At 38.4% G+C, this 24,203-nt stretch carries 18 protein-coding genes; 17 read left to right on the top strand and 1 reads right to left on the bottom strand.

The window, feature by feature from the left end:
* Position 1: 1 nt before the first annotated feature.
* The 17 genes from L323_RS32345 (at position 2) to L323_RS32270 (ending at position 23,613) form a co-directional block, all read left to right on the top strand.
* Positions 2 to 475 carry a phage tail protein gene (locus L323_RS32345; protein WP_020815808.1) on the top strand — a complete coding sequence of 158 codons (474 nt, stop codon included), beginning with the start codon at positions 2 to 4 and terminating at the stop codon, positions 473 to 475.
* Between the two features lie 26 nt (positions 476 to 501).
* Entirely contained in the window at positions 502 to 1,797 is a 1,296-nt protein-coding gene (locus L323_RS32340; protein WP_020815807.1) for a hypothetical protein, read from the top strand.
* Entirely contained in the window at positions 1,797 to 2,411 is a 615-nt protein-coding gene (locus L323_RS32335; RefSeq protein ID WP_020815806.1) for a LysM peptidoglycan-binding domain-containing protein, read from the top strand. The genes L323_RS32340 and L323_RS32335 overlap by 1 nt, the downstream gene beginning before the upstream one ends.
* Before the next feature lie 11 nt (positions 2,412 to 2,422).
* Entirely contained in the window at positions 2,423 to 3,469 is a 1,047-nt protein-coding gene (locus L323_RS32330) for a phage late control D family protein (protein ID WP_020815805.1), read from the top strand.
* Entirely contained in the window at positions 3,466 to 4,188 is a 723-nt protein-coding gene (locus L323_RS32325) for a phage baseplate assembly protein V (RefSeq protein WP_020815804.1), read from the top strand. The genes L323_RS32330 and L323_RS32325 overlap by 4 nt, the downstream gene beginning before the upstream one ends.
* A 45-nt stretch (positions 4,189 to 4,233) precedes the next feature.
* Complete coding sequence (locus tag L323_RS32320) at positions 4,234 to 4,629, top strand: PAAR domain-containing protein (RefSeq protein WP_014312907.1); 396 nt, start codon at positions 4,234 to 4,236, stop codon at positions 4,627 to 4,629.
* A gap of 65 nt (positions 4,630 to 4,694) precedes the next feature.
* Positions 4,695 to 5,090, top strand: a complete 396-nt coding sequence (locus L323_RS32315; RefSeq protein ID WP_020815803.1) for a GPW/gp25 family protein — start codon at positions 4,695 to 4,697, stop codon at positions 5,088 to 5,090.
* A gap of 8 nt (positions 5,091 to 5,098) precedes the next feature.
* Positions 5,099 to 8,704, top strand: a complete 3,606-nt coding sequence (locus L323_RS32310; protein ID WP_242835284.1) for a putative baseplate assembly protein — start codon at positions 5,099 to 5,101, stop codon at positions 8,702 to 8,704.
* A 53-nt stretch (positions 8,705 to 8,757) separates the two neighbouring features.
* Positions 8,758 to 9,627 (top strand): hypothetical protein, encoded by an 870-nt coding sequence (locus tag L323_RS32305; RefSeq protein ID WP_020815801.1) that lies wholly within the window; start codon positions 8,758 to 8,760, stop codon positions 9,625 to 9,627.
* On the top strand, positions 9,627 to 10,364 hold the full coding sequence (locus L323_RS32300; protein WP_020815800.1) for a tail protein: 738 nt from the start codon (positions 9,627 to 9,629) through the stop codon (positions 10,362 to 10,364). Before L323_RS32305 ends, L323_RS32300 begins: the two co-directional genes overlap by 1 nt.
* A 48-nt stretch (positions 10,365 to 10,412) precedes the next feature.
* Positions 10,413 to 13,040, top strand: a complete 2,628-nt coding sequence (locus L323_RS32295) for a tail fiber domain-containing protein (protein WP_020815799.1) — start codon at positions 10,413 to 10,415, stop codon at positions 13,038 to 13,040.
* 26 nt (positions 13,041 to 13,066) lie between these two features.
* Positions 13,067 to 13,243, top strand: coding sequence for a hypothetical protein (locus tag L323_RS41375; protein ID WP_020815798.1), 177 nt, complete (start codon positions 13,067 to 13,069; stop codon positions 13,241 to 13,243).
* Between the two features lie 61 nt (positions 13,244 to 13,304).
* On the top strand, positions 13,305 to 15,986 hold the full coding sequence (locus L323_RS32290; RefSeq protein ID WP_020815797.1) for a tail fiber domain-containing protein: 2,682 nt from the start codon (positions 13,305 to 13,307) through the stop codon (positions 15,984 to 15,986).
* A 64-nt stretch (positions 15,987 to 16,050) separates the two neighbouring features.
* Positions 16,051 to 16,230 carry a hypothetical protein gene (locus tag L323_RS32285; protein WP_015925011.1) on the top strand — a complete coding sequence of 60 codons (180 nt, stop codon included), beginning with the start codon at positions 16,051 to 16,053 and terminating at the stop codon, positions 16,228 to 16,230.
* A gap of 83 nt (positions 16,231 to 16,313) precedes the next feature.
* Entirely contained in the window at positions 16,314 to 22,151 is a 5,838-nt protein-coding gene (locus L323_RS32280) for a tail fiber domain-containing protein (protein ID WP_020815796.1), read from the top strand.
* A gap of 263 nt (positions 22,152 to 22,414) precedes the next feature.
* Positions 22,415 to 23,170 carry a threonine/serine exporter family protein gene (locus L323_RS32275; RefSeq protein WP_020815795.1) on the top strand — a complete coding sequence of 252 codons (756 nt, stop codon included), beginning with the start codon at positions 22,415 to 22,417 and terminating at the stop codon, positions 23,168 to 23,170.
* A 5-nt stretch (positions 23,171 to 23,175) separates the two neighbouring features.
* Positions 23,176 to 23,613: a threonine/serine exporter family protein gene (locus L323_RS32270; protein ID WP_020815794.1), complete on the top strand. Its 438-nt coding sequence runs from the start codon at positions 23,176 to 23,178 to the stop codon at positions 23,611 to 23,613.
* Positions 23,614 to 23,622: 9 nt separating this feature from the next.
* On the opposite strand, the gene L323_RS32265 is transcribed toward L323_RS32270, so the two are convergent.
* Complete coding sequence (locus L323_RS32265) at positions 23,623 to 23,994, bottom strand: L,D-transpeptidase (RefSeq protein ID WP_020815793.1); 372 nt, start codon at positions 23,992 to 23,994, stop codon at positions 23,623 to 23,625.
* Positions 23,995 to 24,203 lie beyond the last annotated feature (209 nt).

The following is a 24,203-nucleotide window of genomic DNA, read 5'->3' as shown; positions in this document are numbered from 1 at the left end:
CATGGCAAATATAGTAAATTTGGTAGAAAGAAGAAACTGGGTTCCCGGATACAGAAAAGATCCATACCTTACATTTAACTTTGTAGTAGAGATCGATGGTATTGCAGTTGCAGGATTTACTGATGTTTCAGGGTTAAGTATTGAAACTCAGGTGGAGCGTAAAACCTTCGGAGGAGAAAACCACAAAGAGTACACATTCTTAACTCAGACTAAATACAGCGATATAACTTTAAAACACGGAATTACAAATGATGACTATTTATGGAACTGGTATAGGAGAGTAATTAATGGCAGGATAACCAGAAAAAACGGATCAATTTGCCTGCTGGATCATTCGGGTAATCCTAAATTGTGGTGGGATTTTCTGGAAGCATGTCCTATTAAGTGGGAGGGCCCGGCATTTAGTGCCACAAGCAGTTCTATAGCTGCAGAAACACTGGTATTCACTCATAATGGAATAAACATGCACAAATAGAAAATACAGGGTTAGGACGTAAACATATGATTAAAACAAATAAGTTAAACAAATTAAATACGTCCTTTGCACAAAATATACTGAGCAAATACGGTATCGGAAGGTGGAAAGGTCAATTTACCAGACTGATTTTCAGAAACAGCTCCGATATGGTTTTAGAATCCGATGAAGGAAAAGAGCCCTTTAATTATACTGAAATAAAAAGGTACAACACTTTACTAAAAGTTTATAAATATATAAATAATAATTCATCCCAGATAGTACTACCCGGCACAACACGAAATGTCAGTTTAAAACCATCATATAATAAACACACCAAAATCATAAATATTACAACGCCAACGGAAATTAAGCTAAATTCTAAAACCGAACCGGCAAAATTTATTCAGAAAGTTCTATTAAACACCAATAATCAGGAGCAAAAATACTTTTTTCATAGGCTCACAGAAAAAGCAGGATTAGAATCATCAGATGGTTTTACAGAGGTAAATAACGGAGCTGCTAACTATAACAAAGATGTTTATCATATTACAGATATCCAAAATAAAGAAAACGTTATCAATAATAAAACCGATACAAAGCTGTTTGAGAATGAAAGGGCAATCAAAGAAGTACGTGAGCATACAACACATCAAAATATTTTTGAGAAAGAAATAACATATAAGAAGGATTACGAGAAACAAACACTAGTACGGGAAGTGGCTCAAAAGTCGGTCGTGTCCAGCAATAAATATCTGGGGCAGAATAAACTAAACACATTGGTTTACAATGTGTTTCCGGAAACAAAATCTTTACCGGGCAGTTTCTCTGAAACCATTGAAAACAGGTCTATAAGCCAAACCACTATAATAAATAAGCTTATCACAAAGGAAAAGTACCAACATCCGGAATCAGGTGAATTGAATTCAGAGAGGTTTAATGTTAAGAATGGCATTGTCACAGGAAATATAATTCACAGTACACAAAAACAACAAATCAATCGTAATATCCTTCGTGAGCAGGAAATAAAAGAAACAGACTTAGATGGGTATGAAAAATTTGTTCATTTTTTACCTCAAAAGAATGATAAAAGTACTGATTTGATTTTTTACAGGCATCAGTTAAAGGAAAAGGATAAAAAAGAACAGGGAATAAAAGATATTTTGCCAATGGATGTTATGCATACAGAAAAAAATGTATACGCTAAAGCAACCTCCCCGTCAAAGCCGGATAAAAAACTGCAAACCATAGGAAACGAGGAAGTAAAGGTGCTGGCAGACAAAGTTTTTCAAATACTTGAGAAAAAGTTGATAATACAAAAAGATAGGAGGGGTCTTAGGTAATGGCAGAAAAAGCACAAATAATCCCGCTGGATTTACCCGGTGCCGAACCAATATCAGTAATGTTTAACCCAAACGAATATACTGTATCCTTTGAAGGAAAATACACCGGAGAAAATGATAAGAAGCAGTTTCAGATAGCAGAAACACCTGAATTTAAAATCTCATTGTTTTATGACACCTATGAAAAGCGAAGAGACGTAAGGCGTGAAACAATGAAAATAACAGATCTGCTTGACCCGAAAGTAGCCGGAAAAAGTACAAAAAAGCCACCAACATGTTTATTTGTTTGGGGCGGTTACTCATATCGAGGGGTTATCAGCAAGATAGAACAAAAATATACAATGTTTCTGGAAAACGGAACCCCTGTAAGGTCATTGCTCGATATAACACTAATATCAGATGAACCTCAGAAGAAGGTTGAACTTGCCCAAGGTAAAGAGGCCTGCAGAAAGCTATGGATAGTCAAAAGCGGAGACCGACTGGATATAATTGCAAATGAAGCACTCAAAGATCCTTTAAAGTGGCGTACCATAGCTGCTGCAAACGGAATCGACAATCCGATCGGATTCCCTAGCAAAAATGATTTCGGAAGGACTCTGGTTATACCGGATTAAGAGGTGGAACTATGGGTACTACAAAAGTTGCAAATTATAAGATAAAGCTCAATGGAGCTGATTTATCAGCAGATTTATTCAATGCAATTGAAACTGTAACAATTGAAGACGAAATAAACCTGCCCGCTCTGTTCAGAATACAAATGAATATGGTAGACAGCGGAAACGGTAAATGGCGAGGTATTGATTTAAAAACCTTCAAACCCGGAGATAAGATATCAATTTATATGGGACTTGACAAGCCTGAGGTAATGATAAGCGGAGAGATAACATCTTTAGAACTGCTGGTTGCCGATCACAGCTTGGTTGAAATAAGAGGTTACGATTTGCTTCACAGGTTGCGTATGGGAACAAGAAACAAGGTTTTTACCAAGAAAAAGGACAGCGATATAGCCAGTGAAATTGCTCGGGAACATGGGCTCACTCCTCAGGTAGACGATACAAAAACCATTTATCCATATGTTTTTCAGAACAATATCAGCAATTATGATTTCCTTATGAAAAGAGCTGCATATCTGGATTATGAGCTTTATGCCGAGGACAAAAAATTATACTTTGTTAAGTCCCGGGCTCCCAAAGCCCCTGAACTTCCTGATTTTAATTACAAAAGGGATTATGAGGAACTGAATCTTGAGCTGAGAGCTTTAACAAAGGGAAGTGAAGTCACAGTAAGAGGCTGGAACGTAAAGGAAAAGAAAGAAATAGAAGCCTTGGCGAAAAAAGGGGATGAAACAACAAAAATGGGTGGAAAAGAATCGGGCTATGACATTACTGAAAAAAGTATTGAAAAAGCTCCGGTATCCTTCTGGGTTGAAAACCTCATTGATGTCAGTGAAGGTAAAGCGGCAGCTGCGGCAGCATATAATAGCCTTCTTCGAGAATTTATAACCGGCGAGGGAAAATGCTATGGTAATCCTCTGGTTAGGGCGGGCAAATCTGTAAAACTTTTAGGGATAGATGAACGCTTCACAGGAGTCTACTATATTATTTCAACTATCCATAACATAGATAAACAGGGCTATAAGACTAAATTTAAGGTAAAGAGGACCGGAATATGAGTGAAGGTATCAGCATTTCAAATTTTACTGAATATATTCAAAAAGATGAAAAGGTATTAGGTGTGATGATTGGAGTTGTGATAAAGAATGACTCCGCAAATGATTCCGAAAAACCGGGGCCGGGACTTGTAAAGGTACAGATTCCATTGCTTGGAATGAAAGAGTCAAATTGGGCCAGAATTGCATCCTTTATGGCCGGAAAAGAGAGAGGAGCTTTTTTCCTTCCTGAAGTAGGTGACGAGGTACTTGTTGCATTTGAAAACGGGGACGTCAACAAGCCCTTTATTATCGGAGCTCTATGGAATGGTAAAGATACACCTCCTGAAAAAAACAGTGATGGAAAAAATAACATTAGAGTTATAAAGTCCCGCAGCGGACATATATTCGAGTTTTCTGATAAAAGCGGCGAAGAAAGAATTTTATTGAAATCATCAAAAGGACATATTGTACAAATTGATGATAAAAGTGGAGCTGAGAGTATACAAATTATAGATAAATCAGGTAGTAATAAACTTACTATCAGTACAAAAGACAATAAAATAACTATAAATTCAGGTAAAGATATTGAATTTTCAGCACCTAACGGGAAACTCTCAATAAATGCAAAAGAAATAGAAATTAAATCCTCGGCAGCCACAAAAATTGAAGCCTCAGCCGCTATGGACATAAAGGCATCCTCTAATATGACAGTTAAAGGAGCTACTGTTAACATAAACTGATTAAAATTTTTATCTTTATTATTGTACAAAAAGGAGAGAATGTGTATGGGACAACCAGCGGCAAAGCAAGGTGATCGCATTATAGCAACGGATACGCATATAGAATTGGTTCCGGTAGGCTCAAGTACAGTGCCGACACCGATACCGAATCCCTTTACCGGCATTATAGACGGGAGTCTTAGCAGTAATGTAAATATTATGGGGAAGCCGGCTGCAACAGTAGATTCAACAGCTACAAATACACCATCTCATTCCCCGAAATCGGGGCCTTTCCAAAAAGCACCGAAAAATAAGGGCAAAATCTCAGTGGGTAGTGCCACTGTTAAAATAAATGGAAAAATGGCAGCCAGAAACGGAGATACGGCTATTACATGCAATGATCCTGCGGACCTTCCAGTGGGGAAGGTAGTAGCTGCAGGTACTGTAATTATCGGAGGCTGAATTAAAAAAATACTTTTTAGCCTGATGTCACGCTTAGCCGGGCACATTGGGGAAATGGAGGGTATATGGAAGTAATAGATTTTTTAGGAAAAGGATTAAAATATCCTGTTTCAGCAAAAAAATCAAAGCTGCGTACTTCTGTCGGTGAGGAATCTATAAAGGAGTCAATAATGCTTATCTTGGGAACTTCCAGAGGTGAGAGGGTAATGAGACCGGATTTTGGATGCAGACTGAATGACATGCTGTTTTCATCCAATGAACTTGGAACTGCAACATTAATACAGACCTATGTTGATGAGGCTTTACTTAACTGGGAGCCTAGAATAGAAGTGCAGAGCGTAACGGCTACTATGAATCAAACAGAGCCGACTATAGAAATCAATATAGAATACATAATAAAGTCCAGTAATTGCAAAGCAAACCTTGTTTATCCATTCTATCTTGAAAGTGTGGGAAGATAATGACAGATATGATACCGAAAATTGATAATCGAAGCCAACAGGATTTGGTTAGTGAAATAAGACGCTTGATACTTTATTATTGCCCTGAATTTGGAAGTATTGACGACATTGCGGCAGATAAAGAGCTTGATGCACTTGTAAATATATTTTCCAATATGATGGGACATGTCAATTATTCATTAAATCAGGCATTGGATAAGAATTTTACTGCATTTTTAAACCTGATAGGAGTTAGTCCTACTTCTCCAATACCGTCAAAAGCACCCTTGGTTTTCAAACTTAAAGATGACTGGGACAAGGATGGATTTATACCTGCAGGTGCTAAAATTTCAGCTCAGCCTGAGAACAAAGATGAAGTTGTTTTTGAAACTCAAAATGATTTGACTGTAATTAGACCAGGCTTAATCAAGGCTGTGAGTATAGATCCGGCAGAAGACCGATGGAGCAATTTAGATTTTTTGTTAGCTGAAAACAATGGCATTGAGGCAGAACTGTTTAGAGGAGAGTCACCCATAATACACCGCATATATATAGGGCATTCAAAATTATTCAGTATAGAAGATGCAGTAGTAAATGTGAGATTACTACTAAATGGTGATAGCAGCGATAAATACAGCCTTCAGTGGTATTACTTTGATGATAAAGGAGACCCGCAGCCCCTGAAGCTTGAAAATGGGGGCAGACAGACCCCTTTACAAACTGGAGGAATTTCATTTTCAGGTATAACGGGGATTTCTCAAAAAGAAATATCAGGATACAAGAAAGACAATTCTTTTAGTTGCTGGAAGAACCATTGGATTTACGCTGAGTTAAAATCAGCTCTGAGAGATACAAATCTTTTGCCTGATGTTGAGGATATAAAAATAAGTGTTGATACTTTGGGAAGTGGGATTGCTCCCGGTATAGCAGTCTTTAATTACGCACCGATTGATTTAACAAAAGATTTCTACCCTTTTGGAGAAAGACCAACATTCAACGACACATTTTACTTTGCTTGTAAAGAGGCTTTTTCAAAAAAAGATGCAGACATAACTTTGGGAATTAATCTTTCAGATGCAAAAAGTACACCTGATACTAAAAATATCTTACTTGCATGGGAATATTGGAATGGTGCTAAATGGAATGGATTTGCAAAAATCGGAATGTCAGATAAATCAGGCAGCAGTACCTGTATAAAGGAAGGCTTAATTTATTCGGATACCACCTATGCCTTAACAAAAAGCGGAAAGATAAAATTTAAATGTCCAGAAATACAATCACATAGTATAAATGGTGAGGAAAATTACTGGATACGTGTAAGAATAATCGGAGGCAACTATGGTGAAGATGGAAGGGTTTCATATGTACCAAAGCCTGTATTGTTAAATAATAATGAGCAAATTACTGTAACAGAGGCTGAGTACATTGAACCTACATTCATTCCACCGTCAATAAAGGAATTACTAGTTGATTATACATATTCATCTCCGGAAGTATTCCCGGAGAATGTAATAACAGAGAATAACTTTATTATGGGGGAAAAAACCAAGGAATGTCTTTCCACAGGAAAAACCTTTAAACTGTTTGCTTCATGTACAGATAGTGAACCTGCCTTATATCTGGGCTTTAACAGAGATATAAGTAACTTGCCTGTTTCTTTGTTTTTTCCACTTACAGGAGACCAGAAAGGTAAAAAGCCGGTTGTTGCATGGGAATATTCAAACGGAAGAAAATGGTTGGCACTAAGTGTTAATGATGCAGTAAGGGATTTTACAAGAAGAGAGATTCAGCAGCTTGTCATTCCCGGTGATATTGAAAAAATACCCCTTTTCGGGTCGGATATGTTCTGGGTGCGAGCAAGACTTGAGAGTGCAAATCAAATTGACGGAGATTATATAGTTTATCCCAGATTAAATGCGATTTATTCAAATGCAGTGTGGGCATCCAACTCAAATACAATACAAAATGAGATACTGGGTTCAAGTAACGGGGAACCAAACCAGACATTCCAATTTTCACGTACTCCGGTATTAAATGGTCAAGTGGTTAGGGTAAAAGAAATACTTGGGCAGGCGGATGCAATAATATGGGAAGAAGTTCAGACTTTTTCATTGTCTGAACCGGACAGCAGGCACTATATGCTTGATAACAATAGCGGTGTTATTACCTTCGGAGATGGTAATAACGGCATGATTCCTCCTGCCGGAAAAGAGAATATACAGTGTGATTACAAATATGGCGGGGGCTCTTGTGGAAATGTCGAAGCAGATACAATAAAAAAACTATGGGACAGCTATCCGGGTATAGATTTAGCCACAAACCCCGTAGCAGCTGATGGAGGCTTTGATCAGGAAGAGGTTGAGGAAACCAAAAAACGAGGACCACACACATTAAAAAGTATGGACAGGGGAATAACCTGTGAAGATGTGGAATGGCTTGTTCGTGAGGCTGCACCTCAGATAGCACTTGTAAAGTGCTTTCCAACAATGGACCAGAATTTGGATTTTTGTCCTGGGAAAGCAACAGTAATCGTGGTTCCTGATTATGATGCTCCAAAGCCTACCCCAAGTCAGGAGCTTTTAAATGAAATAGAAAAACACCTGACTCAACGAATCCCAACTGTTTTAAATAATCCTGACAGTCCTCGGCTTGACATAATAGGGCCTGACTATATAAGAATCGGAATAGAGGCATCTGTTAAATATACAAAACCTGAATCAGCAAAAATTATAGAGGGTAATATTATAGAAAATTTAAGGGAGTTCTTGAATCCTTTAAGAGGTGGACAGGAAAAAACCGGTTGGACACTTGGGAAAAATCTGTATATATCCGAGGTTTGTTCAGTAATAAAAAATACACCCGGAGTAGACTACATTACAGACATCTCCGTTAAAGCTTCGGTTCAATGTTATACCCTTAATATAGAATTACTAAAAGAAGTACCATTCAGGCCTGCTATTACTTACCCATCATATTGTGCCGTAAAAAGCAAAGATAACCGAATAATATTTGCACTAGCACAAAAGCTCGAGGCAAACAAGGATGTTCGAACCCTTCTTGTAAAAGGATTCCGAGAAGGCGACAGAATTATGCTTACCTGTGTAAATTGCCCTTCAAAGGAACTGATAGTTGAATCAGTAGAAGGTGATACTCTGCAATGCAGGACTTTTGACGGAGAACCTCTTGAAGCTGATTATCCTGTTGGCAGTGATATAGAAGCTGAGGCTACACCGGATTTGTTCATACGGTCCTTTATATTAAATGAAATAAAAGCACAGAGTGAAACCTTTTATATAAAAATAGCTGTCCCTGAAGCCAGAGATGTAGTCTTTTTAAGCAGAAATGATGAATATGTAAATACAACACCTCTTAAAATAAGCGAAGTTTTAGAGGGTGATGTATTTTTAGAGGAAGATGAGCTGGTATACAGCGGAGAGCATTTTATAAATAAAAAGTCAGAAATAAAGTTTCCATACCTTCTTAACAGGGATACAAATGTCATACATGATTCCATCAATCCTGCGGAAGAGTGTAGTATTGGAGAACTATTAAAAGAAGACAGAAGATATCTTGAAAAAATCAGTGACGAACCCAAAGGAGCAAAATGTGACCATTGCTTTCCTAATAAGGATTAGATTTTAAATTAGTGTCTAATCCTATGAAAAATATATGAAAGGAGGTACATAAAATGTCACTGCCAATACAAAAACTGGATGAAATTACATTCGATGATCTTGTTAAGGAAGCAAAATCATTAATACCAATGTATGCCCCTGAATGGACAAACCATAACCCGTCTGATCCGGGAATCACACTGGTAGAATTGTTTGCATGGCTCTGTGAAATGATTATTTACCGAATTGATCAAGTACCGGAAAAAAACAACCTGCGTTTTCTAAAACTACTGGGGACACAGCTTGAGAATGGGGAGAAACTAACTTCGGGAATCCGACGTGGTGTGCAGCAGCTAACTCAATGTACCAGAGCAGTTACTACCGAGGATTTTGAGTTTCTTGCATTAAAGGCACTTATGGAAAAGCCTGAAATAAAAGAAAGCTACCCTGATTTGATTGCAAGAACAATCTGTCTGTCAAACCGAGATATGGAAAACAACAAAACAGATGAAGCCGGTCAGTTTGGGCATATATCTGTAATTCTAATCATGTCAACCAAAAATCAGAATGATCTTACTAAAGAAGCATATGACATCAAGCAATATATTAAAAAATACTTGTTGGAAAGAAAAGTACTTACAAACAGAGTGCATGTAGTTGATCCTGATTATCAGGAAATAAGAATCAACATGCAGGTTGTTGCAAAAGATAAAAAAATGGGGGATACGGTAAGAGAGGTTATAGAAAAATACATAGACCCTATTACAGGCGGCGAAAACAAAAACGGATGGCCGCTGGGAAGAAATCTTTATGCATCCGACCTCTACTATCTTGTGGAAGGGATCAAGGGGATTGACCATGTAAAACATATGGAACTGGATGCTCCCTTTCTTAAACAATATCAGTTAATACGATTGAAAGAATTAAGCATCGAGGTGGAATAATGAGTAATCAGGAAAGCAGTAAATATACCCAGTACCTCCCCCGAATTTTTCAAAAAGGAAATAATGAAGACGGAGATTTTCTGGGACGGTTGTTAAAGTCCTTTGAACAGATTCTTTCAGGAAAAACAGAGATTCAGGAAACACGGGGAATAGAAGAGATTCTAGATAATTTTGATTTATATCTGGACCCGGAGCAAACACCCTCTCAGTTTCTTGAATGGCTTGCAGGATGGGTTGCTCTGGACTTGGAAGACGGAATCGAATTTTTTGGATCAGAAGATACTATCGAAAAAAATGTTGTTCAAGTTCAGGTATTACCATTGCCGGAAAAACGTTCTTCCGTCAACAGACAAATGATGGGGGCTATTGTTCAACTGTACAAAAAACGCGGAACCTGTGATGGTCTGCTGGAATATCTGCAACTGTATTCAGGAGAGGAGACCACTATTTCAATAAATGAATTTCAGGATACGGCAAGAATTGGGGAATCCAGAGAAATAGGTCATAATACCATGGTTGGCAGCTCTTCACCTTGTTTCTTTTGTGTAAACGCAATGATTCCGGCACACAGCAGAACTATGCTGGAAAACAAGGTTAGTCTTATACGAAGAGTAATTGAGGATGAAAAGCCGTTTTATACAAATTACAGGCTTAACGTAGAAATACCGGAAATGCGGGTCGGGGTTTATTCCAGGGTGGGAAAAGAGACTTTGCTGGGCGGTATGATTGATGAGTAGAATTTTGAAGAAAAAATAACATTTTGAATATCCGGAGGAAGTGGCAAAATGGGAAAAGAATTGAAAAGAATGCGCTATTTTGACGGACTCTTTTTGAATGCAGAAGACTATAAACTGGATCAAGATTACCAGAGAAGACTTCAGCAGCTACACAACCGATATCTGCATACTTGGGGAATAATTGAGGGATTAACGGTTGTACCGTCAGAAAACTGTTCAGTAAAGGTTCAGGAAGGAATAGCAATAAATGAGGTTGTAGCAGAAGATAACGGAGAGAGTACAAGTCAGTATATCTACATATATGACGGACATCCTGACAGCATTATTGATTTGTCCCAATACCTTGCAAATGATAAAAGTATTTACATTTATGCAAGCTATGAGGAAATAGATCAGGACAAGGAAAACCTCGAAAAGGGAAAAGGCGAGGCAATACATACCTGGGAGAGAGGACGTATCTGGCACGGTACAGAGAAACCGGTTGACGAGAAAAAGTACATAATTCTTGCCAGAGTGGAAGTTGGGCTGGCCCAAAACAGTAGCCAGGACACAAACCCCTTGATTATTAATGAGGATGGCAGCGAAGATGGTACTCAAATTGAAAGCAAAAAAGTTATTAGCTTAATATCATACTTTGATGATGAGGAAGAAAAAATTCCTCTTAGAAGGTATGCCGGCCCTGCCGGAGAAGTGTTGTCACTGCAAAAAATCATATTTAAATTGAATGATGATGTAGCCGGAATGCCATTTGTAAGAGCCTTGGAAGAGGACAAGAAAAAGGGCATAGGTCTTGAGGTTAATTCCACGTTCGCAAATTTCACGGGGTCAGTCAACATAAAGGGGGATTTGGAGGTACACGGAAACCTTACAAACATGGGAGCAGTTCAAAAAGATCTTGAAGTTTCAAACACATTCGTACAGGTAAACAGTAAATCTGAGAACGACAGCACATGGATATTACAGGATGGCGGACTGGAGGTATTCAGGGATTACGTTGATGGAAAATCGTTGGATGCACGGATTGTGTGGTCAGAATTAGATAAATGCTGGAAAATGGGTTATGCAGGAGAACTATGGAATATAGCTTACGGCCCGGTATGGGAAAAACTAATAAAAAACGACATTGTAGATGAACTTCACAGACATTCAAAAATCAGTTTCGATGGTGGAGTAGCCCTTGAGGCAGATGATAAAGGAAATCTTTCTGCATACGGAAATCTGAATATGAATGACAAGACAATATGGCTTAGGGACAACGGCAATGTCAACCACGGTCTTGGCTGGTACGGTATAGGAAAACCATTTGCAGGTCTGAATGTAGACGGGCCGGTATTATTCGGTCAAAAAGGCGGAATATTGGGAACAACAGATGGCGGACAGAAACCGGTCATAACATGGAATAGCCTTGGAAATGTAGGAATAGGAGAAAGCAATCCAAAAGATGACACGATGGAAGTCAACGGAACCATGCGTATACTCAGCAATTCAAATCCTTTACGTTTTACTCCTTCATGGTCCGGCTTTCCGGATTCAATTACCAATGGTGCTGAAATCAGTAATGATACAGGTACCTATAAAGCATTAATGATTGTAGGAAACAAATCTGCTGGACAAGGCAGAAAAGTAGCTGTTTGGGATAGGCTTGAAGTTAACGGATTCTTATATGTAAATGGTAATATGCAACTAAATCAGGCGCTTACGCCAAGTGCAGGGAAAGAGAAAACCAATGGTATTGTATTCCCAAGTAATCCGGGAGGAGGCTCGGGAGATAGTGCCTGGATAAGATACTATCCCAGAAGCGGCGAAGCATGTACCTTGGAGATTGGAACCTCAAATGATGGTGATGACAGCATATCACTCATGGCATCGGGGAATGTAGGAATAGGAACCTCAAATCCCAATGATAAGCTGGATGTAAGTGGCTATACAAGACTTTTAAGCGGTTCAAATCCAATAAGGTTTACATCATCTTGGAGCGGATTCCCTGACTTTGCAGAAAATCAGGCTGAGATATGTAATGATACAACAAATTTCAAGTCCCTGATGATAGTTGGAAACAAGTCGGGAAAACAGGGTAGAAAAGTTTCAATATGGGATAGACTGGAAGTAAATGGAATCCTGAATGTCAGTGGTGATGTTCAAACTCAGTGTGCAATAATTCCAAGCATAGGTTATAGCGAAAGTAATGGAATAATGTTTCCTAAGGATTATTTTGGAGGTACCGGGGATAGTGCATGGATAAGGTACTATTCGGATCAAAGCCGAGGCGGCGGCGAAAATATGACCCTTGAGATAGGTATAGCCAATGATGTTGGGACAGGAGGATATTACGGAGGCGGTGACCGTATAAAGCTTACTGCCAGCGGCGGTGTTTATGTAGACGGGTACTTCTACTACAGTTCATCAAGGGATCTCAAGGAAAATATAACATCACTTACAACGAAAAAGGCAAAACAGATATTGGACGGAATGAATCCTGTTACGTTCAATTTCAAGGGAGACAATGAAAAAACAACTTTGGGCTTCATAGCAGAGGATATGCCGGGGCCTGTTGCAGCAAACGATCAAAAAGCCATTAGCCCTATGGAAATAATTGCGGTACTAACCAGTGTTGTAAAGGACCAGAGAGAGGCGATAACACAGCTTCAGCAACAAATAGAAACATTAGCCAGTTAAACAAAAAATATTGGAGGTTTTTAAATATGAATGAACAAATCGATGCAAGGATAAAAGAGCTCAAGGCAGAACTTGAGTCCGGACAGAAAGCAATGGAAAATCTGGAAGTGCAACGTACAAACATTGTATATACTCTTTTGAGAATTAATGGAGCCATACAGGTGCTTGAAGAGCTTGTACAAGAAGAATCCTCTGATTCCTGATGAAACGTTTAAAATATAGTGCCGAGGATGGCATCATTTTGAGTATCCGGAGGAAGAGGAAATGGGAAAAGAATTAAAGAGAATGAGATATTTTGACGGACTCTTTTTGAAGGCGGAAGACTATAAACAGGATAAAGAGTACCTTAGGAGAATTCAGGGTTTCCATAACCGGTACCTACATACTTGGGGTATAGTCTGCGGTCTTGAGGTGAAGCCTGTAATAGACAGCAGCATGGGGGTTGTTGTTACAGAAGGAGCTGCACTGGACTTAACAAATGTGGGAGCTTATGGATTGGAAGAGAGTACCAGCAGGCAAATAATAATATATGAGGGGCATCCTGATAATCCACTGGATCTTTCAGACTATCCGGCAGAAGAAAACATTTATATCTTCGTCAGCTATTGCGAAATCGAAGCTGACCGGGACAATGAAAAAGGTCAAGGTCAGGAAATACATTTGTGGGAACGTGGAAAAATCAGTTGCGCAAATAAAAAGCCCGAAAACTGCAAAGAAAATATCATATTAGCAAGAGTCGTGCCCAAAAAAGTAGAGAAAAAAATTAATAACGGTGACGGCAGCGTTAATTCGTATTATGAAGTAGTTGTTGACAGCACATGTATTTTTGAAGACGATGTTGATGGAACTCCTTTGAGAGTGTATGCCGGTCCATATGCCAAGGTTTTGGAGCTAAAAAAGTTCATTTTCAAATTAGGTGAAGATATAAAAGCCATGCCTTATATTTCTTCAATTCCTGAAGCTGATAAAGTAAATGTCAAACAGCTTGATATAAATTCCAAATATGTAAAATTTAGTGGCGACGTAGACGTAGTTAATGATTTAAGCTTCGAAGGAAAATTAATCCACAAAAAAGACGGTGTAGTTAAGGATGAATTCCTTACCAAAGAGAGTTTTCTTCAGCTAAACAGTAAAAATGATGACTACCCTGATCTCTGGGATCTAAGGGATGGTGGACTTGAAGTTTTTCGTGGAGGCCCTGGAGTTGCTCCTGATGGCAGAATAGTATGGTTCGAGGGCGATAAAGTGTGGAAGGCAGGACTCGGAAATGATCTTTATCCTGTTGTATATGGAGCTACGTGGGAAAAGCTCAATAATAAGGAAAAAAGATATTTTGTTGATGATATGCATGGACACAGCAAATTATTTTCGTTAGCTAAAGGCACAACACTATCTGTTAATACAGAAGGAGACATATCTTCTTTAGCAAATATGGTATTTCCTCAAAAAGACATATTATTTTTATCAGGTTCACTGTCATATTACGGAAATGGTAAATCATTTGCAAATAATGATGTCGATGGACCTGTACTGACGGGCAAAAAAGGAGGTATTCTCGGAACAGTTGAGAATGGCCAAAAGCCGATTCTTTCATGGAAAGATAATGGAAATGTAGGTATCGGCACCATATATCCAACTGATACTCTTGAAGTTTGTGGCAGTACAAGGATGCTTGGTGGATTAAATCCTATAAGGTTTACTTCCCAATGGACTGCTTTTCCTGATATTACAACAAATCAGGCAGAAATATGTAATGATACAACAGTGAACAAGGCTTTGATGATTGTTGGAAATCAGTCTGCCGGTCAGGGAAGAAAAGTAGCTATATGGGACAGGTTGGATGTTAACGGAATACTAAGCATAAACGGAAACATGCAAATTTCCGAAGTACTTACCTTGAGTTCGGGAGCCGGCAATAATGGAGTAATTTTTCCAAGTAACCCCGGCGGAGGCTCACAAGATAGTGCTTGGATAAAATACTATCCTAAAAATGGAGAAGCATGTACGTTGGAAATAGGTACTTCAAATGATAGCAACGACAACATATGTTTATTAACACCTAGTAATGTAGGGGTAGGCACATATACACCCATGGACAAACTGGATGTGGTTGGAACTACACGATTTATGAGTAGTTTAAACCCTATTCGCTTTACAGCAAAGTGGAGCGGTTTCCCTGATACAGCCTCAGGTAATGCTGAAATATCCAACGATACAAGTGACTATAAAACACTGATGATAGTCGGAAACAGATCAGGTGGACAGGGAAGAAAAGTTTCAATATGGGACCATCTTGATGTTAATGGACCTTTAAAAGCCAGCGGAAATATACAGGCAAAGGGAGCAATAATACCGGGTGTTGGAAATTGTAGCGTAAAAGGGATAATGTTTGAAAAACCTAAAAACACTGATGATGCTGCATGGATCAGATACTATTCAGATACACTCCGCGGAGGCGGGGAAAATATGACACTTGAGATAGGAATCTCAAATGACAGTAATATTGAAACATACACACAAAATTATTTTGTCTCCACTTGTCCATGGAATATTCCTAATGGCTGTGGTTATTGGACAACAGTAACCAATACAATAATAGGAAACAAGGGAGACAGGATACGTTTGCGGGCAAGTGGCGGGACATATGTTGAAGGAAACTTCTATTATACATCAACAAAAGAAATCAAGGAAAATATCAAGAAGCTTAAAAAAGAAAAAGTCAGAAGTACTATTGAGAGTCTTGATCCGGTTGAGTTTAACTTTAAAGGGGATAGAAAAAGAAAAACAATGGGCTTTATTGCAGAGGATGTTCCTGATATCCTTGCATCCGGTGATAAAAAAGCCATCAGCCCAATGGAAATACTTACTGTTCTTGTAGGTGAGGTAAAGGAACAAGAAAATTTAATTAAAAAACTAAAGAAAAAGGTTGCAGCTTTGCAAGCCTGATATAAAACAAAAACTAATTTAAATAAGGGGATTATCAAATCCCCTTAAAAAGGAGGACTCATTAATGAAAGAAAAGATTGAAGAAAGAATTAAGGAATTAAAAGGTGAATTTGAAAACGGTCAGAAGATGCTGGAGGAATTGGATGCCAAACGTGCAGGACTCAACCAGACTCTTTTACGTATAAGTGGTGCTATACAGGCTTTAGAGGAATTAATGCCGGAAGAAAATGTTCCTGAGCAATAAACCCTGTAAAATGAACTGTACTTCTGTAAGTGAACATAAAATGATTGGTACAGGAAAATCTGAGAAATTGGAGGAACAATAAAATGTCAAACGAAATCAAGCGTATGAAGTATTTCAATGGACTTTTGCTAAAAGAAGAAGACCTTGAACTTGATCAGGATTACCATAAGAATTTTCACCGTATGCACAACAGGTTTTTTCATAACTGGGGAATTGTAGACGGCCTCAAGGTTGAAGCAGTAGGAAACTATCCTCAGGTAAAGGTTTCAAAAGGATTTGCACTTAACAGCACATTGGATGAAAAAACCAAAGAAAAAGTCAGTCAGGAAATATGGATAAGTGACAATCATCCGGATAACCCGGTAAACTTATCTGAATACGATGTAAATGAAGATATATACATAATGGTATCATATCACGAAGAACCATCGGATGTAGATATCAAGAAAGGCGGGGATAAAAATAATATCCACGTCTGGGAGCGCTCAGAAATAAAACACAGCAGAATTAAGCCTGATCCAAAAACCAAAGATGAGATTACAGACATCGTTGTGGCACGTGTCAGGTTGAAGGATGCAGGCTCAGGACAAAAGTCCATTGAAGGGATTTATGATACTGCGGATGATGGTGTTGTACATGCCGTTACACAGGGAACTTCACAGGAATTTCAGAAGATTTCAATAGGAGCACAGGAAAAAACAAATCTTCCATACATAAACGGGCTTTCAGATCAAACCCTTGGTCAGAGTGATGGACTGGAAGTTCATTCACCGTATACAAAATTTTCAGGTTCTGTAATCACGGGTGATTTTAAAACAAATGGTAATACAGATTTAAACGGGACATTATCAGTAAATATAAACAATACCCCTGCACTGAAAGTTGATTCAAAGGGCAGTGTAGCAATATCCAAGACTGCTGCAGTAACAGGCGTTCTGTCAGCAGCTGGAGGCCTCAACGTAAGTGGAGATAATACAACCCTTGATACAACACACGTAGTTATGACCGGAAATATACTTACGGTAAACAAATATACTCCAAAGGATAATGAAACAGAACCAAGAAAACAGAGCAGTGGTGTTGAAGTGTACAGGAGTGAGTACCTTCCATATGCAAAGCTAATCTGGGATGAAAACGAGAAAGTGTGGAAAGCTGGAACCGACAAGAAGGATGATATTCCGGAAAGTGGTATATATCAACTTGCATACGGCCCTGATTGGGATGCAATGCATAATGGCTTAAATGTGGACACCCTTCATAAACATAGCCATATAAATGATGTTAACGGAAATATTTCATTATCTGCCGATGAAAACGGAAACATCAGTATAACCAACGATATCGTTGTATCGGGAACAGTAGTAACCCAAAATGGTATTGAAGTTCCGGGAAAGGATCTTAATGCAAAGCTTGTGTGGAATAAAAACGACCGTCGATGGCAGATTGGTGTAGAAAATGATATGTACAATATACCATATGGTAGAGCATGGGAAGATCTGACCACCGGGACAAATGCAGACTCACTGCATACACACAGTGAAATATATAACAGTGATGGACAATTGGCTATGAATGTAGGCCCCACCGGGGACATAAAAATCAACTCTAATCTGACAGTAGGTGAAAACCTTACAGTAGAAGGAACGTTGACGGTACTAAACCCGGCTACCGAATACAAACAAATCAACCAAGTAGTAACAGAAAATGTAGTAATTGTAAATAAGCCTGATAACGGGCAAGCCCCTGTCAAAGAGGGTGGCTTGGAAGTATATCGTGGAGATGGTTATGAAAATGCAAGGATAATCTGGGATGAAGGTAGTTCAACCTGGAAAATGGGAATAGGCAGCAATATGTCTGAAATACCGTCGGGAATAGAGTGGGAGTACCTCACCCACGGGCAGGTTGTCGACAATATGCACAGCCATGGAAATCTTTCAATGGAGGATGGAACAGTAGTTGTATCCGTTGACAAGGATGGTAATGTAGATTTTGAAAAAAATGTCAGTGTTTCAGGAAATCTCATTGTAGATAAAAATGAATATATCCAAGGTGATGTAGATATAAAAGGTTCTGTTAACATTGAAGGTGACTTGACTGTAACTAAAACTCCAACTATAATCAAGCAAAATATTCTTGAAATAGAAAACAACACAATCATTGCCAACAAATATACAGGAATGGCCCAACCTATAAACAATGAAGGTGGTTTGGAAGTATACCGTGGCAGCAATACTAAAAAAGCAAGACTTGTCTGGAATGAAAAAGAAGGAAAGTGGAAAGTGGGCACGGAAAATTCCATGAAAGATCTGGCATATGGTGATGATTGGGAAACATTAACTACAAAGAAGATGGCCGATAAACTTCATTTACATTCATCAATATGTGATACTAAAGGCAATGTTGCAATAAGTGCCGAATCTGATGACAAAATTATGATTAATAGAGCAATGAAGGTGGAGGGAAGCCTTGAAGTAGTCGGAGGAGTAAGCTTACTGGGAAACCTTAACGTAGTCGGAACACTTACTTCTGTAGATAAAGTTGATTTAAAGGTTGAAGACAATGTCATACTTCTTAATAATTTTGAGGGTGATGAACCTCCTTTAAATGAAAGCGGCCTGGAAATCTACCGAGGAAATTCACAACAAAAGGCTCGATTAGTATGGGATGAAAAGGATACTATATGGAAAATCGGTATTGGAAATAACCTTAGTGAAATAGCTTGTGGAACTCCATGGCAAAAACTATCAAAAAAAGGAAATGCAGATACTCTCCATACTCACGGACAGCTTTACAACACAAAGGGCAACATACTTTCTTTAAGCACAACGGCAACCGGAAATATTGATGTAAAGCATGACCTTACTGTAAGCCAAGACCTTACCGTAGCAGGAAACCTTAATGTTAAAGGTGAGGTAACAACAATAAGAAGTGCCAATATAGAACTTGAAGGCAACAAGCTTACAATGAATAAAGGTGAGTCGGGAGAGATTAAAAAGGGAACAAGTACTCTTTCGGTTTACAGGGGAATTGATGAAAAAAGTGCAATTTTGAGATGGGATGAAGCGACACAGGTATGGAAAATAGGAATGTCTGATTGGAGCTGGGCTCAGGAAAACAGTGACCAGAAAATGGTCCCAACAGGTAATTCCGCATGTCTTGTGGTAAATAATGACGGAAGCATACAGACTCCTATTGCAAAAATAGAGAAAGAACTAAGTACCGGAAGGGCATTAATCGGAGATATCCTTTCACTGCAGAAGGATGGTATTCAGATAAACCGAGGAAACGAGTCGACAACATATCTAACATTTGATACAAACTTATGGAAATTGGGTTTTGGGGATGTCAACTGTATCAGTGCTACAAGCAGCGGTAAGGTGGGAATAGGCAAATTAAACCCTCAAGAAATGCTTGACGTAATGGGAAATGCAATTGTAAACGGCAGTATGGACATTACCGGCAACTCGGAGGTTAAAGGTTATTTAACTGCTGGAAGCACTGATATAAAAGGCCGACTGAAAGTAGACGGAAGTATAATAATGAACGGAGGAATAGAAGTTGAAAGAGGAGTTGCCACAGACGGAACTCTAAAGCCTAATGCCAAGATAGTCTGGAATGAGGGAAAATGTGCATGGACATTTGGATTTGGGGACAAATTATTTGAACTGAATCTTAACAATACGTTTCTTCCTTCTAAGCTATATAGCAGCGATGGTGGAGCCGTTGCAGTAATTACAGACAAAGACAGTAATGTGGGAATAGGTGTAAAGACTCCACGAGCAAAACTTGACGTAAGCGGAGATACACTTGTTAGCGGAAAAATAACATTAACAAACACTTTAGGTACAACATTAAAAATTGCTGCAGAAGGCTTTGAATTATCCAGAAATACCGAAAAGCCGGCTAAGTTTTACTGGAATGAAAAAAGCAAAGTCTGGCAGGCAGGAATAGATGGTTCCATGCAAGATATCTGTGTGGGCAATCACACACATAATAATGTATGTACTTCTACCGGAACAGAAGTAGTTTATGTTGATAACAGCGGAAACGTAGGGGTTGGGAAGAGCATACCCGAAGCAAAACTTGATGTTGCGGGAAATCTTAAGGTTACTTCAATTGATGTTGCGGGAAATCTCACAGCAGTAGGTAACGTAAAATGTGATAATGCTGATATAACCAGAACAGTAAGAGCCGACAGTGCCAGTATAACAAAAGATTTAACAGTAGGCGGGAATCTTGTTGTAAATGGTGACACTGTAACAATAAATACAAAAACCCTTGAAGTAGAAGATAATATAATAACTCTGAACAAATACACATCTCAGACTCAACCGGTTCCTACGCAAGCTGGAATAGAGGTATTCCGCGGCGGTACTGCCAATAGTGCCCAGATTATTTGGGATGAACTGCGTGGTGTATGGCAGGCAGGTACAACGGGTACAACTGGTACAATGAAAACCATAAGCTTGGATGGCCATACGCACCCGGAATATAACAATAGCGGAATATCAGACCTTACCTCAGTATTAAAAGTAAGTAATGGAAATATAGGCATAGGAACTTCAAATCCTACCGATAAACTTTCCGTAACAGGGAATGTAGGAGTTTCAGGAACTATGACGGCTAGTAATGTGGTCGTAAACACAAAACTGACAACTCCTTCGTTGGATGTTACCGGAACAGTGAATTCAACAAATGAAACAGTTAAAGTAAAACTCACTTCTCCATATGTAGATGTAAGTACAAAACTTACATCCAAGGATGCTGATTTTACAGGGACATTGACAGCAGGTACACTAACAGCTGGAGATACAACAATAAATGGTAATGTAACTACAACAAATGAAACAGTTAAAGTGAAGCTCACTTCCGCATATGTAGATGTAAGTACAAAACTCACATCCAAGGATGCTGACGTCACAGGAGCACTGACTGCAGGTACACTAACAGCTGGTGATACAACAATAAATGGTAATATAACTGCAACAAATGAAACAGTTAAAGTGAAGCTCACTTCCGCATATGCAGATGTAAGTACAAAACTCACATCCAAGGATGCTGACGTCACAGGAACGCTGACTGCAGGTACGCTCACAGCTGGTGATACTACAATAAATGGTAATGTAACTGCAACAAATGAAACAGTTAAAGTGAAACTCACTTCCGCATATGTAGATGTAAGTACAAAACTTACATCCAAGGATGCTGATGTCACAGGAACGCTAACAGCAGGTACACTCACGGCGGGAACCCTTACCGCAGTAGATACAACAATAAGTGGTAGCCTCACAGTGAACAGCATAAAAGTAAATGGTCTGCTAAATGTCAGCCAGGGAATTGAAGCAACCAGAAGTGACTCAACTAAGGCTAAGATTTTCTGGGATGAAACCTCTACCTCATGGAAAGCAGGTGCAGGCACAAATATTGACCAAATAGCCCTTAGTAAGCATACACATAATGCTCTTTATGCAAAAACTAATCCGATTGTAAATGTAAGTGATGATGGTTACGTAGGAATAGGTAAAACTCCTGAAACAGGAATCAGGTTGTCTGTGGATGGTGATATTAAGGCCAAGACTATCACAGGCGATATCGTGGCTACGACCCTGACCCAAACATCATCTAGAACATTTAAGGAAAATATCGAAGCACTTCCATTAAAAACAGCATTAGATTTATTGAAAAAACTGAATCCTGTTACTTTTGATTACAAAAATGCCAGTTTGAAAAAACATAATATAGGTTTTATTGCCGAGGATGTACCGGAGATATTTGCCAGTGATGATTGCAAATCAATATCAGTAATGGATATTGTAGCTGTATTAACATCGGTAGTAAAAAAACAACATTCTGAAACAATAGCAATAAAGAAGCAATTGACTGCATTGCAAAAACAGGTAGCCGGATTACTGGGAGCTTAAACTAATTAAAAAGGGGCTGTTGCACAATGAATAGATCTCATATTCAATTGGCAGCGGCCCCTATTATTTTGTTCACATTTAATTATAAGATTGAAACTAGCATATACGAAAACCTACGTACGGTGGTGTGATAAAAGGATTCACCTAACTAATGAAATTCCTCCTACTTGATTACAATAATTATTGTAGACATAAATTGAACATGTGTTATATCATGGTCGTGTTGGACATATTAAAGAATATACAATTTTATTGAGGTATTTATGGAGACAAAAAAGGTTGCTGAAATAGCGGTATCAGCTGGAGAAATATTATTAAGCAATGGAGCAGAGGCTTACAGAGTAGAAGAGACGATATCAAAAATATGCAATTCATACGGTTTAACCGGTGATTGTATTTCAAATCTGACAGGAATATTTATTTCAATAACAGGTCCGGATGGTGAAATGGTTACATCAATAAGAAGGATACGTCAAAGGCGTGTGGATTTATACAGAGTAGAGCTCATAAATTCTTTTTCAAGAGGCCTAATGGAAAACCCTGTGTCCTATGAGGAAGCAAAGAGAATTCTCGGAGATATAACCAATGCTCCAAGCTTTAACCTTGGAATAAGACTAATGGCAGCTAGTATGACTTCATTTGTATATACATTATTTTTTAAAGGAACCGTTCCTGATGCGATAATAGCTTTGGTAATCAGTCTGGGTGTCTATTTTATTCTCCAAAAAATAGACGAGGTAGGGTTTTTTCAATTTCTCCAATACTTCCTATCCGGGTTATTAATAGGAGCATTAAGTGTCTTAATACAGCATTTATTTCCAATTATTCATAAGGATAATGTAATAACCGGAGCAATAATTGTACTATTACCGGGAGTATCTCTTACCAACGGTATAAAGGATATACTGTACGGTGACTATGTTTCGGGACTTGCCCAATTTGGCGAGGCCATGCTTATAATTATTGCAATGAGTGCCGGTATAGTAACTGCACTTTCACTATTTATGAAATGGATGTGATTTAAATGCTTCAACAAACCGTACTGGCTTTTTTTGGAAGTATATTTCCGGTCATATTATTTAATATTGATAGAAGAAAAATACTCTGGGCAGGTTTTTGTGGGGCCATTGGCTGGATTATATACAGCCTTGTATCTGCAAATACAAACAGTCCAATATTTTCATCTTTTTTTGGTGCACTTACTGTCGGGATTTACAGCGAATCCATGGCAAGAATACTTAAAACACCTACCTTTGAATTTTTGATACCAGGTATATTTCCACTGGTGCCGGGAATGATAGCATATAAAACGTTGCGATATATAGTAGAAAACAATATGTCGTCAGCTTTCAGCAGCGGAACCCAGACCTTGGCGGTAGGCGGTGCAATAGGGTTTGGAATAATGCTTTCAACAACAATTTTTAAATTTATATCAAGAATACAAAAGAACAGAAAAAAGTAAGTCAAACAATTATAATATTTTAACTACTGTACCTATCGAAACTAAATTGCTTAATTCAATTACCTGATCATTGAACATTCTTATACATCCATTTGAAACATCTTTTCCAATAGAAGCAGGATTATTTGTTCCGTGTATTCCATAATCACCATTTGGTGCATTAAGTCCCAACCACCTTGCCCCAAACGGTCCTCCGGGATTAATAGCGCGGTTGACTATTCTGAAAGTACCTTCGGGTGTTGGCGTAGATGCTTTACCCACAGCAACAGGGTAATTTTTGAAGACAATATTACCCCTATAAAGGGTTAACTTATGCAAACTTCTATTGATAGTAATTGAGTAAACAGGTCTGGGTAAGTAAACAGGTTGTTGGTAAAACATAGGTATTCTCCTAACTACTTATATTACTTTATTATTCAAAAATACATTAAAACGTTACACTAATTAAGAAGTTTTAGTTAGCAGAAAAATATAAACTTTTGTAATTTATATATATTAAATTACGACAAAAAAATTCTACAAATATTATTGACAGAACAAAATTGACATGATAAACTAAAAAAGTCGCTCGGCATGAGTGATTTATTTAG

It is taken from the genome of Ruminiclostridium papyrosolvens C7, assembly GCF_000421965.1.
GTDB classification, from domain to species: Bacteria; Bacillota; Clostridia; order Acetivibrionales; family DSM-1351; genus Ruminiclostridium; species Ruminiclostridium papyrosolvens_A.
The sequence above is the reverse complement of the archived record's forward strand: the minus strand, read 5'-3'. Positions and strand labels throughout refer to the sequence as shown.

Coding starts and splice junctions, on each gene's coding strand:
- L323_RS32345 (WP_020815808.1), top strand. CDS start 2: ATGGCAAATATAGTAAATTTGGTAGAAAGAAGAAACTGGGTTCCCGGA.
- L323_RS32340 (WP_020815807.1), top strand. CDS start 502: ATGATTAAAACAAATAAGTTAAACAAATTAAATACGTCCTTTGCACAA.
- L323_RS32335 (WP_020815806.1), top strand. CDS start 1,797: ATGGCAGAAAAAGCACAAATAATCCCGCTGGATTTACCCGGTGCCGAA.
- L323_RS32330 (WP_020815805.1), top strand. CDS start 2,423: ATGGGTACTACAAAAGTTGCAAATTATAAGATAAAGCTCAATGGAGCT.
- L323_RS32325 (WP_020815804.1), top strand. CDS start 3,466: ATGAGTGAAGGTATCAGCATTTCAAATTTTACTGAATATATTCAAAAA.
- L323_RS32320 (WP_014312907.1), top strand. CDS start 4,234: ATGGGACAACCAGCGGCAAAGCAAGGTGATCGCATTATAGCAACGGAT.
- L323_RS32315 (WP_020815803.1), top strand. CDS start 4,695: ATGGAAGTAATAGATTTTTTAGGAAAAGGATTAAAATATCCTGTTTCA.
- L323_RS32310 (WP_242835284.1), top strand. CDS start 5,099: ATGATACCGAAAATTGATAATCGAAGCCAACAGGATTTGGTTAGTGAA.
- L323_RS32305 (WP_020815801.1), top strand. CDS start 8,758: ATGTCACTGCCAATACAAAAACTGGATGAAATTACATTCGATGATCTT.
- L323_RS32300 (WP_020815800.1), top strand. CDS start 9,627: ATGAGTAATCAGGAAAGCAGTAAATATACCCAGTACCTCCCCCGAATT.
- L323_RS32295 (WP_020815799.1), top strand. CDS start 10,413: ATGGGAAAAGAATTGAAAAGAATGCGCTATTTTGACGGACTCTTTTTG.
- L323_RS41375 (WP_020815798.1), top strand. CDS start 13,067: ATGAATGAACAAATCGATGCAAGGATAAAAGAGCTCAAGGCAGAACTT.
- L323_RS32290 (WP_020815797.1), top strand. CDS start 13,305: ATGGGAAAAGAATTAAAGAGAATGAGATATTTTGACGGACTCTTTTTG.
- L323_RS32285 (WP_015925011.1), top strand. CDS start 16,051: ATGAAAGAAAAGATTGAAGAAAGAATTAAGGAATTAAAAGGTGAATTT.
- L323_RS32280 (WP_020815796.1), top strand. CDS start 16,314: ATGTCAAACGAAATCAAGCGTATGAAGTATTTCAATGGACTTTTGCTA.
- L323_RS32275 (WP_020815795.1), top strand. CDS start 22,415: ATGGAGACAAAAAAGGTTGCTGAAATAGCGGTATCAGCTGGAGAAATA.
- L323_RS32270 (WP_020815794.1), top strand. CDS start 23,176: ATGCTTCAACAAACCGTACTGGCTTTTTTTGGAAGTATATTTCCGGTC.
- L323_RS32265 (WP_020815793.1), bottom strand. CDS start 23,994: ATGTTTTACCAACAACCTGTTTACTTACCCAGACCTGTTTACTCAATT.